This is a genomic window from Halomonas sp. AOP7-E1-9, from assembly GCF_052376035.1.
GTDB classification, from domain to species: domain Bacteria; phylum Pseudomonadota; class Gammaproteobacteria; order Pseudomonadales; family Halomonadaceae; genus Vreelandella; species Vreelandella citrativorans.
The window spans coordinates 48,694-60,841 of record NZ_JBQSVC010000022.1 but is presented as its reverse complement, the minus strand read 5'-3'; the positions used below and the strand labels follow the sequence as shown (position 1 = coordinate 60,841).

The 12,148-nt window shown below is 53.1% G+C and carries 14 protein-coding genes; 5 read left to right on the top strand and 9 right to left on the bottom strand.

Translation table 11 applies throughout. The annotated features are described in order from the left end of the window. The first annotated feature begins 100 nt into the window (after positions 1 to 100). Positions 101 to 1,171 carry a 23S rRNA (cytidine(2498)-2'-O)-methyltransferase RlmM gene (rlmM, locus tag ACT3R4_RS12695; protein WP_441679206.1) on the top strand — a complete coding sequence of 357 codons (1,071 nt, stop codon included), beginning with the start codon at positions 101 to 103 and terminating at the stop codon, positions 1,169 to 1,171. A 4-nt stretch (positions 1,172 to 1,175) separates the two neighbouring features. Here the strand turns inward: rlmM and ACT3R4_RS12690 are convergent, their stop codons facing one another. Beyond that, positions 1,176 to 1,463 (bottom strand): antibiotic biosynthesis monooxygenase family protein, encoded by a 288-nt coding sequence (locus ACT3R4_RS12690; RefSeq protein ID WP_087111672.1) that lies wholly within the window; start codon positions 1,461 to 1,463, stop codon positions 1,176 to 1,178. 29 nt (positions 1,464 to 1,492) lie between these two features. Here ACT3R4_RS12690 and tusA point away from each other — a divergent pair, with 29 nt between their 5' ends. Next, positions 1,493 to 1,744: a sulfurtransferase TusA gene (gene tusA / locus ACT3R4_RS12685; RefSeq protein ID WP_087111670.1), complete on the top strand. Its 252-nt coding sequence runs from the start codon at positions 1,493 to 1,495 to the stop codon at positions 1,742 to 1,744. 88 nt (positions 1,745 to 1,832) lie between these two features. Here the strand turns inward: tusA and ACT3R4_RS12680 are convergent, their stop codons facing one another. The 3 genes from ACT3R4_RS12680 to ACT3R4_RS12670 form a co-directional block, all read right to left on the bottom strand. Continuing rightward, on the bottom strand, positions 1,833 to 2,528 hold the full coding sequence (locus ACT3R4_RS12680) for a hypothetical protein (protein ID WP_441679207.1): 696 nt from the start codon (positions 2,526 to 2,528) through the stop codon (positions 1,833 to 1,835). A gap of 109 nt (positions 2,529 to 2,637) precedes the next feature. Next, entirely contained in the window at positions 2,638 to 3,531 is an 894-nt protein-coding gene (locus ACT3R4_RS12675) for a DUF3080 family protein (protein WP_441679208.1), read from the bottom strand. A 3-nt stretch (positions 3,532 to 3,534) separates the two neighbouring features. Beyond that, positions 3,535 to 4,953, bottom strand: coding sequence for an MATE family efflux transporter (locus ACT3R4_RS12670; protein ID WP_172118340.1), 1,419 nt, complete (start codon positions 4,951 to 4,953; stop codon positions 3,535 to 3,537). 139 nt (positions 4,954 to 5,092) lie between these two features. Between ACT3R4_RS12670 and ACT3R4_RS12665 the strand changes: the two genes are divergently transcribed. Next, entirely contained in the window at positions 5,093 to 5,677 is a 585-nt protein-coding gene (locus ACT3R4_RS12665) for an elongation factor P hydroxylase (protein WP_441679209.1), read from the top strand. On the opposite strand, the gene ACT3R4_RS12660 is transcribed toward ACT3R4_RS12665, so the two are convergent. Next, the gene (locus ACT3R4_RS12660; protein ID WP_441679210.1) at positions 5,674 to 6,153 is read right to left on the bottom strand and encodes a hypothetical protein; all 480 of its coding nucleotides are present in this window, start codon (positions 6,151 to 6,153) and stop codon (positions 5,674 to 5,676) included. The two genes, ACT3R4_RS12665 and ACT3R4_RS12660, sit on opposite strands and share 4 nt — an antisense overlap. A gap of 13 nt (positions 6,154 to 6,166) precedes the next feature. Continuing rightward, positions 6,167 to 7,018, bottom strand: coding sequence for a TatD family hydrolase (locus tag ACT3R4_RS12655; protein ID WP_192527734.1), 852 nt, complete (start codon positions 7,016 to 7,018; stop codon positions 6,167 to 6,169). Between the two features lie 133 nt (positions 7,019 to 7,151). On the opposite strand from ACT3R4_RS12655, the gene ACT3R4_RS12650 reads away from it, so the two are divergent. Next, complete coding sequence (locus ACT3R4_RS12650; protein WP_441679211.1) at positions 7,152 to 9,071, top strand: ATP-binding cassette domain-containing protein; 1,920 nt, start codon at positions 7,152 to 7,154, stop codon at positions 9,069 to 9,071. Positions 9,072 to 9,186: 115 nt separating this feature from the next. Here ACT3R4_RS12650 and ACT3R4_RS12645 read toward each other — a convergent pair whose 3' ends face one another. Then, positions 9,187 to 9,639 carry a universal stress protein gene (locus ACT3R4_RS12645; protein ID WP_087111656.1) on the bottom strand — a complete coding sequence of 151 codons (453 nt, stop codon included), beginning with the start codon at positions 9,637 to 9,639 and terminating at the stop codon, positions 9,187 to 9,189. 148 nt (positions 9,640 to 9,787) lie between these two features. Between ACT3R4_RS12645 and ACT3R4_RS12640 the strand changes: the two genes are divergently transcribed. After that, positions 9,788 to 10,327 carry a preprotein translocase subunit YajC gene (locus ACT3R4_RS12640; RefSeq protein ID WP_087111654.1) on the top strand — a complete coding sequence of 180 codons (540 nt, stop codon included), beginning with the start codon at positions 9,788 to 9,790 and terminating at the stop codon, positions 10,325 to 10,327. Positions 10,328 to 10,336: 9 nt separating this feature from the next. Here the strand turns inward: ACT3R4_RS12640 and slyA are convergent, their stop codons facing one another. Both slyA and ACT3R4_RS12630 read right to left on the bottom strand, forming a co-directional pair. Next, positions 10,337 to 10,789: a transcriptional regulator SlyA gene (slyA, locus tag ACT3R4_RS12635; protein WP_192527731.1), complete on the bottom strand. Its 453-nt coding sequence runs from the start codon at positions 10,787 to 10,789 to the stop codon at positions 10,337 to 10,339. A gap of 74 nt (positions 10,790 to 10,863) precedes the next feature. After that, a complete protein-coding gene (locus ACT3R4_RS12630) occupies positions 10,864 to 12,018 on the bottom strand; it encodes a DUF5924 family protein (RefSeq protein ID WP_441679238.1) in 1,155 nt (384 codons plus the stop codon). Positions 12,019 to 12,148 lie beyond the last annotated feature (130 nt).

Genomic DNA, 12,148 nt, shown 5'->3' with positions numbered 1-12,148 from the left:
CGTGGAAGAAAATAAAGCACACGTGTTAATGGTATGATGCGTCCCCAGCGACTATATCAACCGGCTGTCACTTTAGGTGATAGACGCAATTTGAGGTGAAGTGGTGAGTGAAACGGTACCGACATCGTGGTTAGTTTACTGCCGCCCTGGTTTTGAACATGATGCGTTGTCAGAAATGCAGCACCATGCAAAGCACCAAGGGGTACCCTGTGAACCTGCTTATGGGGAAGGGTGGGTCAGCCTAACGCGAACAGACGATGAACCCGTTAATGACTTGCACCGGCGGGCGGCTTTTAAAAGACTTATTTTCGCTCGTCAAAGCCTGGCGGCCTTACCAGCACTCACCTTGTCACGAGATGATCGATTAACCGCTATTTTAGAGCAGGTTAAAGCTAGCGGCTGGAGTTTTGAAGAAATCTGGCATGAAACGCCCGATACTAATGATGGCAAGGCGCTGGTTGGCCTGATCAAAGCCCTTACCAAGCCGTTGCAAAGCATGTTGAAAAAACGCGGTGCGCTACGCGGCAAGGCAGGTGGGCGTCGGTTACATATTTTTTGGACCAATGGTGATCGCGCCCAGCTAGGAATAAGTTTTCCCGGTAATCGTAGCGAGCTGCTTAACGGTATTCGTCGGTTGCGCTTCCCTTCGCGTGCACCAAGCCGCTCTACGCTTAAACTGGAAGAAGCATGGCATGAGTTTATCCCACGCGAAGAGTGGGAGGAGCGCTTGAGTGCGCATATGCAGGCAGCAGATCTAGGAGCCGCGCCCGGTGGATGGACATGGCAGTTGGTGCAGCGGGGCATGTACGTTTATGCCATTGATAATGGGCCAATGGATAAGCAGCTAATGGCCACTGGGCAAATTGATCACCTTAAAGAAGATGGCTTTACCTGGGAGCCGCCTCAGCGTTTGGATTGGCTGGTATGTGACATCGTGGATAAGCCCGTACGGGTGCTGGCGATGGTCGAGCGTTGGCTAACGCGTAAATGGTGTAGAGAGGCTATTTTTAACCTCAAACTACCCATGAAGAAACGTTGGGATGAAGTAACGCGCTGTTTGGAAACATTGGAAGAAGCGCTTAAAAACGCGGGTGTTGGTGCCCACATAAACTGCAGGCACCTTTATCACGACCGGGAAGAAGTGACTGTGCACGTAAGGCTAACCCACTAAGGTGTTAATAGCCCGCTTCATAGATGCGGATCGTCTCGTCTTCTGTTAATAGCGGTAAAATACGTTGCATCGCAGTGGCACGCGCATCGCTGGCGTGCCACTCTTTCCAGGCGCGTAAATCGCGCCATTTGGTAATCATCAAGCGTCGATCCGTATGGCCTTGTTGTGCCAGCGTTTCACCGCTGACAAAGCCTCTGACACCGAGCGAAACACGCATGACTTCGCGTGCGGCCTGTTCATACTCATCTTCAAGGCCAGGCATAATACGCCGTTCGATGATAACTTTAATCATGCTATCTAGTTCCTAAACCGAGGATATGAATGGCTGACACGACTGATGCCTCACCCCACTACGACACCGTTCTGGACACCACAGGGCTTTATTGTCCTGAACCTATCATGCTGATGCACAACAAAGTGCGTGATATGAGTTCAGGTCAAGTGCTTAAAGTTGTGGCAACAGACCCTGCTACCACGCGTGATGTACCTAAATTTTGTCAATTTTTGGGTCATGAGCTTGTCGACCGCAGTGAATCAGCAGAAAGCTACGTTTACTTTATACGCTTAGCGTAAAGATGTGCAGTCGTGCGCGGCAAAAATCGACCAATGGTGAATAGCCTCGCACGGTGCGCATAATTAAACAGGTGTGCCGCCTCGTACGTTAATCGCCTGGCACGACCATCATGGCTAATGTCTCAAGAGTAGCGGGATCTTCCTCAAGGATACGGTTAGCGATATGGCGCTGAAAGTAATAAACGCTCGGGTGACAGGAGCGTGCACTGTAGAGGCACTTATCACCCAACAGAATGGGTGTCATTGTGGCCTTTTCTTCATCAGCAAGTAAGGCATCAATAGAGCCATCGCTGTACAAGCGCCATCCGTAAACGGGTTTCATATGCCACGGTGCATTGGGGTGATTCATGCACAACGCATGAGTGCCCAGGGTATCGGGAATTTGCTGGATGAGCGTAACGTCTCCCGACGCTTCATACTCAAAATAGTCAGCGGCAGCCGTTAGCTCGTAATATTTGTGATCGGGCGGTGACTCAAAGATCTCTTCTGTTTCTGGATCGCGATAGCCAACAAAATAGCTGTTTTCTTGGCTATCCACCTCTTGGCAGGCGGTTAGTGTTTCCATCCAGGGCACTAACCCAACAACATGGCCATCGGCTCTTAAGCCCCAGGCCAGAATGGGCATGCCAAAATAGGAATCGGGGCTCGCAGCGAGCTGGTATACCATTTCCAACCCGTCTAACTCGGGCGCTAAACGAACCAAACTTTTTTGCGCCTGCTGACGCAGGCGCACGGTATCCAGGTCGATGACCTGGGCAGAGCGGGGTGACTGGGATACGCCCATGATGTCCCTCCTAATGCTGCGTGGCCACGACATTGGTAAGCAAGAAATGTTTACCGCATCCTTCACCAATAGCACAGGTTGCCCATAAGGTTAAGAGGGAGGCGAATATTTAATCGCTTAAACAGGCTGAGTGCATTTCTCTAAGCGATAAGTGGTGCGTTTTGGCCTGCTGATACTGCTGCCAAGGCGCTTGTGCGTTATCAAGCGAGAGCCATTGCGTTTGGTAAACACGTACCGCTTCTGGAAAGGCAACGCTTTGGCTGTTTATCAGCCTGTTGATAGCGAGTAGCCACTGTTGCGCGTTAGCTTCAAGGAGGTTCAGGGCTTCAGTGTCCCACGCTGTTAAACACGCTTCATGGTGTGGATCATGCTGGGTTAAGTGCTCGCTGGCGTCTTGCTGCCATGCTTGGCTAAACTGGCTATCTACCATCTGCTGCAAATAATCGACAGCGGCAAGCTGCTGCGCAATCGCTGGAAAATCACTCATCGCTAGCGGTTGGCTTGCCCGAGAGAAGCTTTTTACCCACTCATCAGAATCGAAAATAGCATTCCAGCTAACAGCGGGTAGTTGGGCTGTTTTCAGAGCAGTAAGCTGCTCAAGGCGCTCTTTATCGCGCTCGCTTAACCGGTCAGGGACATCGCTTTCCTGGCATGCCGCCAAGCGTTGCCATAACTCACGCTCGTAAAGCCAGTGCTGGCTGGGCGGTGCAACCCGGCCAAGCTGATTGTTGCGGGCTGCAATCAGCGACGTGATGTGACACTCGCGCAACGCGTAAATATTGAGTATGCCATCGCGGGTTTCAGCTACCTCAATCAGCCTTTCTTGGCGTTCTGGAAATGCCCCTATGTTGGATACTTCTGTGCGCTCGAGCGGAGGCGAGGACAGGTCTTCGGTCAACTGATGATGATAGGCGACCCATGGCTGCTCCGCCTCATGATCGCTGCAGCCTGCCAAAATCGACATTGCCGTGAACATAACGAAGAGAAGCCACTGATTTGTCACTTCTCACCCCTGTCGGCTAATCCATTTTAAACGCCAGGCCAACAACAGTGCGGCGGTGCTTAGCCCTGCAATCAAGCCTATCCAGTACCCATGAACACCTAAAGGCTCGGTTAGACCGCTTGCACCATGCACACCTAACCAGTAACCGCCTCCAAGGCCTACAAGCCAGTAGGAAAGCACTGTAATGACCATGACGATGCGGGTGTCCTTATACCCTCGTAGCGCGCCTGCCAGGTTCACCTGAAGCGAATCAGAGAGCTGGAAGATGACCGCAAGGGCAATGAGGGTAAGGGTCAGCGCCTGTATCTCAGGGTTCGAGGTATACAAGGCAATCACCGGCTTGGCAGTTAGCCACAAAAAGAGGCTGTTAAACGCCGCAATCAGTATGCTCACCACCACACCATTCCATGCGACCTGGCGAGCCAGTGTCAGGCGATGCTGGCCGAGGGTATTACCCACGCGTACCGTTAATGCCATGCTCAATGAAAGCGGCAGCATAAACAGAATAGAGGTAAAGCTGAGCGCGATTTGGTGAGCACCTACGGTTATCTCACCCAGGCTGGCAACAAACAGGGCGATCAAGGTGAACAGGGTCACCTCAACAAAAATGGCCACGCCAATCGGCATGCCTACAAAAATCAGCTCTTTAATGCCTGCCAGCTGTGGAGGCGTAAAACGGTGCCATAGCGACACGTTTTGGTAAGCACGCCCTCGGCGAGTATACAGCAGCATGATTAACATCATGGTCCACATGGAGATAGCCGTCGCGATCCCACAGCCAAAGGCACCCATGGCCGGAATTTGTTGCAGAATATCGGGAACGCCGCTACCCAACAAACTGACCAGCCCGTCGCCGCCGTAGATCAGCAGGTAGTTGGCCGGAATATTCACGAGCAAACCGATGACACTGATCCACAATGATGGCCGCGTATGGTTCATGCCATCCGAAAACGCGCGTAATGCTTGAAAGAGGGCAATACCGGGCATACCGAACGCCACCGCTGAAAGATAAGCAGCTGATTCTTGAGCGACTTGAGCCGGTACATCCATTAATTCGAAAATGGGCATGACGCTGGTTCTAAGCAGAATCGCGGCGATAATGCCTAGAACCAAGGCCACCCATAATCCTTGATGAACCGCAGGGCGAATGGCATTGCTTCGCTGTCCGCCGAGGTGATAAGCGACAATAGGGGTAAGCCCCATGAGCGTGCCCGTCATAAAGAGCATCAAGGGCGCCCATAAACTGGTACCTACTGAGACCGCTGCCAGCGACGTAGCGTTAAAGCGTCCCGTCATCATGACATCGACTACCCCCATGCCTGCCTGGGCAAGCTGCGCGCCACAAATAGGCAGCGCCAATAAAATTAAGGCACGGGTTTCTGGCCAATAGGTGGTTTTGATATCGTCAGCAAAGCGGGCCAAGGAAAGGCTCTCCGTTAGTAAAGTAATCTATAAAACGCCGCTAGATTAGCAGGAGTCGCTGGTTTTTGCCGTTTAGACTTCAGCCTACCTAACGAGGGCCGTTATACTAGGCAAAAAGGCCTTAAATAACGAGGATATTGTGGTTCACACAGATAACAAATGGTTACTTGAGGATATTACGGCACTCTTTGACGGCATTTTTATGCCGCGCTATCAAACCCGATTAGTGCGGGGTGAAGATGAGCCGCTTTATCGACCGGCAAGCAAGGAAGCGCCTTATCATCAGATTATCTTTGCCCGTGGGTTTTATGCCAGCGCCCTGCATGAAATGAGCCACTGGTGTATTGCCGGTGCCAAGCGCCGTCAGTTGGAAGACTATGGCTACTGGTATTTGCCCGATGGGCGCAATGCCCAAGAGCAGAGCGCTTTTGAGCAAGCCGAAATTTCCCCTCAGGCGTTGGAATCACTGTTTGCCGACGCGTGTGGACGCATCTTTCATATCAGCGTGGACAATCTGGGGGGCGATGTTGACGTCGATCGTGACGCATTTGCGGAGAAGGTAAACGCCCGAAAGCAGCGCTATTTACAAGAAGGCCTGCCCACGCGCGCCAACGCCCTTTACGTAGCGTTGACGTCGTTTTATCAGCGCAAAGAGCCACTAGCCGTTGCGATTACCCAAGGCCAGGCAGTCTTGGATCAAGCGCTTGTGGCTGCTAATGCTTAATCCGTATCGGTTAAGCGCTGGTGCAAGGACAGCATGACCTCAAGCTCATGTTCGGGGCGCATGGGCTCCAGACCCAGCTCGCTGAATGTCTCACGTCGCTGGCGGTGCCATTCACCCGGCGTGATAGAAGGGTAGAGCACCGATGCCGGCGCCAGCTCTACGAAGGGGTCCAACCCATACGTATCAAATAGGCGCGCCAGCGCCGCCTCGTCCTCACCATTGTCGCTGGTGTATAGGGTGGCGGAGAAGTGATCGTTTTCCAGCTCGCGAATCACCTCAAGTGGGCTAACGCCCAAGCTCTCAAGCTCCTCAATGCTGTAAGCGCCCATGGCATTGGTATCTTCCTTGATCCAGCTATCGTCAGGCTGGATCAAGGTTTCCTTAACGCGCCCATCGGGCAAGGACCAGGCAATGGCAAGGGGGAGGCCATCTTCTTCGCCCGTTTCAATGGCAATAAATCCTGGGTAATCGGCCACGCTCGTACTCCTTTCAAGATTCTGTAGGCAGGCGGAAAAAGCGCTGTGCAGTTTGCGTCGTGGCGCTACCTAGTTCAGCTTCGCTGATGCCGCGCCACTGGGCAATTTCTTTTACGATCCACGGCAGAAGCGCTGGCTCATGGCGGCGCCCTTTGAGTTTAGCGGGTAGATTGCGGGGCAGCAGGTAAGGGCAGTCGGTCTCCACCATCAAGCGCTCCAGCGGAATATCGTTAACCAGCGGACGCAAGTGATGGCCGCGACGCTCATCGCAAATCCAGCCGGTCAGGCCAATATGTATATCCAGGTCCAGATAGCCGTGCAGCGTATCGCGGTCAGCGGTAAAGCAGTGCACAACCGCGTCGCTGATATCACCGCGCCAAGCGGCCAGTATTTCGCGCATTCGTACGCCTGCATCGCGCTCATGTAGAAAAAGCGGTAGGCCGCTTTCAACAGCTAGTGCCAACTGCGCTTCAAACGCATGCTCTTGCTCGGCAGGCGTCGAAAAATTGCGATTGAAATCCAGCCCGCATTCGCCAACGGCGACTACCTTCGGATGTGCGTGCAAGGCTTTCATCTTGTTTGCCAGTTCTGCATTCCAGCAACTGGCATCATGTGGGTGAATGCCCGCCGTTGCGAAAAGGCCGGGATATTGTCCGGAAAGGGCTATCGCCTGCTCGGCGTGCGCCAGGTCCGTGCCCGTGACAATCATTGTATTAACATGAGCAGCATGGGCCCGCGCGATGACGTCATCAAGATCACGATCAAAGCTTTCGTGCGTCAAATTAGCGCCAATATCGACCAACGGAGACGTAGGACGAAATTGAAGCGCTTCAGGTAAAACGTTATCGACTGCCGATGAAGCCAAGCGTTACTCCTTCGTCGAAAATAGCAAACCAGTATTGTAACGCTAAGCGCACGTATCGACTAATGCGCGAAGCTTCCCCTCTACTGCTGTCCATGCGTTACACTGTGCGCCTCACGACGATGGAGGATACTGCGTGACCTTGTTACGACTCGAACAGCTGCAACTTGCCTACGGCACCCAAGTACTGTTGAACCGCGCTGACCTTACGGTCGAAAAAGGCGAGCGGCTGGCGCTGGTCGGGCGCAACGGCACCGGTAAATCTACGCTTTTAAAATTAGTGGCGGGTGATATTCAGGCAGATGACGGCTCGGTTTGGCGAGCGCCTGGCTTGAAAATTGGGGTGTTGGCTCAGGAGTTACCTGAGTCATCGGGCATGACTATTTTCGACATGGTCGCACAGGGTCTGCCTGAAGCGGGCGAGCTGCTGTCTGAATATCAGCACTTGATCAACGATCCCGACCCGGACATGAATCGCATGGCGACGTTGCAAACCCGCATCGAAGCGATTGATGGCTGGTCGTTCCATCAGCGTATTGATGTTGTGCTAACGCGGCTGGGGCTTCCTCCTGAAACTGAGATGAGTTCTCTTTCAGGCGGCTGGCGTCGCCGGGTCGCGTTAGCGCGAGCGCTGGTGTCTGAGCCTGATTTACTTCTGCTTGATGAACCGACCAACCATTTGGACCTGGACACCATTGCATGGCTTGAAGAGCAGCTTCTGGCTTTTAATGGTGCGGTGCTGTTGATTACCCACGACCGGGCGTTTCTTTCCAGGCTGGCGACTAATATTCTTGAGCTTGATCGTGGCAAACTGGGCCGCTACCCGGGCAAATACGAAGAGTTTCAGGCGCGCAAGCAGCACGAGCTTGAAGTTGAAGCGCGGGAAAATGCCGAGTTCGACAAAAAGCTGGCGCAGGAAGAGACTTGGATACGCCAAGGGGTTAAAGCGCGCCGTACCCGTAATGAGGGGCGGGTACGTGCTCTTGAAGCTATGCGCGACGAGCGCAGTCAGCGCCGTGAGCGCCAAGGCACTGCTAACCTGACCGTTGATAGTGGTGAGCGTACCGGTAAGCGGGTAGTTGAGCTTAAAGGGGTGACTCAGCGCTTTGGTGACGACGTTGTTCTGCGTAATGTGAATCTGGAAGTCGTGCGTGGCGACCGTATCGGTTTTCTCGGGCGCAATGGCGCTGGCAAAACAACACTACTCAAAATTCTGTTGGGTGAGCTAGCACCGACCGAAGGCAGTGTACAGCTAGGCACGAACCTTAAAGTGGCCTACTTTGACCAACTGCGAGCAGGACTTGAACTGGAAAAAACGGTTTATGACAACGTGGCTCAAGGCAGTGACCGAGTCAGCGTCGGTGGCAAGGATCGCCATGTCATGAGCTACCTGCAGGATTTCCTGTTTACGCCTGACCGCGTGCGTCAGCCTGTAAAAGCACTGTCGGGCGGGGAGTCTAATCGTCTGCTCTTGGCCAAGCTGTTTACCCAGCCTGCCAATGTGTTGGTGCTTGATGAGCCGACCAACGACCTGGATATGGAAACCCTGGAGCTGCTTGAAGAGCTGTTGCTGGACTTTGACGGTACGCTGTTACTGGTTTCCCACGACCGAACCTTTATGGACAACGTAGTAACCAGCATGCTGGCCTTTGAAGGCGAAGGGGTTGTTCGTGAATACGTAGGCGGCTACACCGACTGGATACGCCAGGGCGGCAAACTACCACCTGCCCCTTGGGAGGGCGCGGCGCGTCAACAAACCGAGCCCACCAGCGCGGCGGTAGAAAAAGCGCTCGAGAAGGCACCTGAAGAGCCCACTAAAAAAACCGTCAAGCTCTCCTATAAGTTTCAGCGCGAGCTGGATGCATTGCCTGCCGACATCGAGCGGCTTGAAGCCAGTGTCGAAGCGTTGGAGCAAGTGGTAGGCGATCCCGCGTTTTATCAGCAGGAAGCCAGTGCGGTGACGGCGAAGCTGCAAGCGCTAGAGCATGCTCAGCAGGCGCTTGAAGCCGCCATGGAACGCTGGATGGAGCTTGAAGCCATGGCCAACGGCGAATAGCGAAAACTCAAGTGCATGATCCCAAAGGCGCCTGGTCGGTGCCTTTGGGGATAGTAACTTTTTGAACAGAAGCGTTCGATATGCAAGTAAGGCGCAGGAGAGTGAGCGCGTATACTTATTCGTCGCTGCTCTCGCCCTTTTTGCCAACCCGTACGGCGAGCACATCGCACTGCGCGCCGTGCAGCACGCCTGTTGACGTTGAACCCAGTAGCAGGGCAAAGCCGTGTCTTCCGTGGGAGCCAACCACAATCAAATCAACGTTATGTTCATCCGCGAAGCGATGAATTTCCGTGTCGGGCATACCCACCACCACGTGCTGGTCGGCCTTGTCGATATGGGGGGTCGCAATTTCAGCCAAGCGCTGCTTTGCATGCTCATCCAGTTGGTCTTGAATGCTGGTGAGGTCCATCGGAATATCACCTCCATAGGCGAAACCCAAAGGCTCAAGGGTATGCATAATGGAGATTTTGGCACCATTGTTGCGCTCAGCGATGACGATCGCGCGCTCTAGTACCTTGTGAGAATCTTTTGTTAGGTCAACGGCAACCAGAATATGGTGATAGCTCATGGCTTATCTCCTTGGCGATAATTAACAAAGAAGCAAACTTTGTTAGATAACCTTTACTTTAAGCTGCATGGACAATCTTAACAACGATCTGCGTCATGGTTTTTTTAACGTGTTAACAGCGTAAGACTGAAATAGGGTGGAAGCAGTGATGGTATGGTTAATTATCGTTTTTGTATTGTTATTTGTGATGGCGCCGGTCATGTGGCTCAAGCCAAGTCCGCGCCAGGTAAGGCAAATGGCGCTGCGTAACGGTGCTAAGCAACAAGGGGTCACCGTTAAAATGGAGAACCCCCCGCTGCATCATTTTAGGGGCACCATGCCCGCTTATCGTTGGCACTATCCTCAGGATGCGCCGGGCCCGGATTTTGTGCTGCTACGGGACAGCAATGCCAGTGCCGCACTTGAACCCTATTATGCTGGCTGGCGTTGGCGTATTGCACCACTGCGCGATTTGCCTGAAAGTGCCAGTGCGCCGTTAAAAGCACTCCTGGAGCGGCTGCCTCAGGATGCACTAGTGATTGAATCGACGCCTTATGCGCTAACGCTTTGGTGGTGGGAGTCGCAAACCGCCGAGCGCTTTTCCACTTATCTTGCAGACGTTAAGCAATTAAAGGCCGCGCTAAGCGGTTTGTCGGACCAGCCGGTAGGCAAGCCGTTGGATAGTCAAAACGGTGTGCATCACCGCTAAGTTGAGCATTTAAGCAGTAGGGGGCTCTTGCTCGCGCGCTTGAATGGCTAACCCGTTTGCTTCAATTGTTGACAGCCATTCATTGAGCTGTTCAAGCTCACGCTCACCAAGCCCGACAAAGAACTCTTCACGGACTTGGGTGGCCACCGCATCAATTTTTTCTAAAAGCGGCATTGCTGCTGGCGTAAGGTAAATACGCTTGCTGCGCCGGTCACTATCACAAGCGCGTCGCTCAACCAGACCCTGCTCCTCAAGTTGACCCAGTGTACGAACAAGTGAAGGGGCCTCAACACCAATCACTCGCGCCAGGTCGCACTGGGGATGTCCCTCACCCAAGCGCCAGATATGATAAAGCGTGACCCAGCGCGTTTGGGTAAGCCCCAAAGGAGCGAGCCTACGATCCAAAATTGAGCGCCACAAATGCGGCAAGCGTGCAAGACGAAAACCAATCGATGAAGCCATGGGCAACTCGCTACCAAAAAGTGGGAGGATAGATTGTCATTAGCTATGGCTTGGATTGCAAGCCATAGGCGGACTTAGTCGCTTGTCGGCGTGTCAGAACGTTCACGACTTCCTGGCACAAAACGACGTAAATTAAGTCTGCTTAAACCGCTGGCGCGAATAGCGCTATCGGCTTTAGAGGCCTTTTGTAAGTCTTCCGATACCGTAAAACGAATCAGCCCCAAGCGTTGACCACTATCGGTCATGATATCTACTCGCCAGTCACCTGATGGGTCAGCAGGAAAGTTAAGCTTATGACTCCATGCCCGATAACCCTGTTCACGCCCACCACTAATGTCCAGCCGGACGGTGTCTAACGGTTCACCGTTGTGACGCCAAGCGTGATAAATAGTTTCGCTTAATCCTCGTGGGGCGCGAATCGCGGTATACACGTAAAGGCCGTTTTCACGGATGGCGTCCGGCGTCAGCGCAATGGAACCCTGCGGTTCTCGCTGCTGAATATCAAGCGAAGGGGAAAGCGCACTACTGGTCAACCAAAGGCTTGCGGGCGGCACCCAAATACGGCCTATCCAGGCAGCATATGCAAGCGCAAGTGCTAGCCCTAGAAACAGGCACCAGCGTTTTAACGAGCGCTGCTTGAGTAAATGCCAAAAGCTGGGAAGCGCTACCAGTACCATCAAGGACATCGCTAAAAAAAGGCTTTGTCCGGTCGTGAGATGGAGCATGATCGGTAGCGTTACCAGCATCACCAAAAAAACGCACAGCGCATGGAAAATAAAATAGAGACTGCGCCAGCGGCCAGCTACCTTGTAATAAAGCGGGTCGATAATTGATAACAGCGACATGCCAATGACCAGTAGAGCAAACAGCGTTTGTCCGCTATTCCATACCGTAGTAATTAAAATGAACGGAAGGGTAAAAAACAGCGTCTCCTGGTGAATCATTTGGGCAATAAACGTAGTGGCGCCACGGTGCAGGGTAGGGTGGCCGCGCTTGGCCAGCCAGCGGCCAATTAAACTTTCAGAAAGCAGAAGCGCCCAGGTAAATAGCAGCCCCAGCGCTAGCGCCGCGCCTAGCCACTGCTGACGGTCGACCAGAAAAAAACTGCCTACTCCCGCCGAAAATGCCATGGGCGGCCATAGCCAGCTCCAGGGTTTAATGCGCTCAACCAGGCGCTCGGTAAAGTGCTGAATGGCTTTTATGCGCGTCGGTGTTAACAGGGCGCCCATGAATATATGACCCATAGTGAAAAAAATCATGATCCATGGGTTTCTGAAAAAAGTCGATGCCCAGTAGGTAATCGTCTTAATGTGTCCTTAATAACGGAATATTTTGTCGATGAGAAAGTGTACTTCCTGG

Bases quoted from the DNA above. Each gene is read 5' to 3' on its own strand.
- ACT3R4_RS12690 (WP_087111672.1), bottom strand. From the start codon at position 1,463: ATGATTAAAGTTATCATCGAACGGCGTATTATGCCTGGCCTTGAAGAT.
- tusA (WP_087111670.1), top strand. From the start codon at position 1,493: ATGGCTGACACGACTGATGCCTCACCCCACTACGACACCGTTCTGGAC.
- ACT3R4_RS12680 (WP_441679207.1), bottom strand. From the start codon at position 2,528: ATGGGCGTATCCCAGTCACCCCGCTCTGCCCAGGTCATCGACCTGGAT.
- ACT3R4_RS12645 (WP_087111656.1), bottom strand. From the start codon at position 9,639: ATGAGCTATCACCATATTCTGGTTGCCGTTGACCTAACAAAAGATTCT.
- ACT3R4_RS12640 (WP_087111654.1), top strand. From the start codon at position 9,788: ATGGTATGGTTAATTATCGTTTTTGTATTGTTATTTGTGATGGCGCCG.
- slyA (WP_192527731.1), bottom strand. From the start codon at position 10,789: ATGGCTTCATCGATTGGTTTTCGTCTTGCACGCTTGCCGCATTTGTGG.
- ACT3R4_RS12630 (WP_441679238.1), bottom strand. From the start codon at position 12,018: ATGGGCGCCCTGTTAACACCGACGCGCATAAAAGCCATTCAGCACTTT.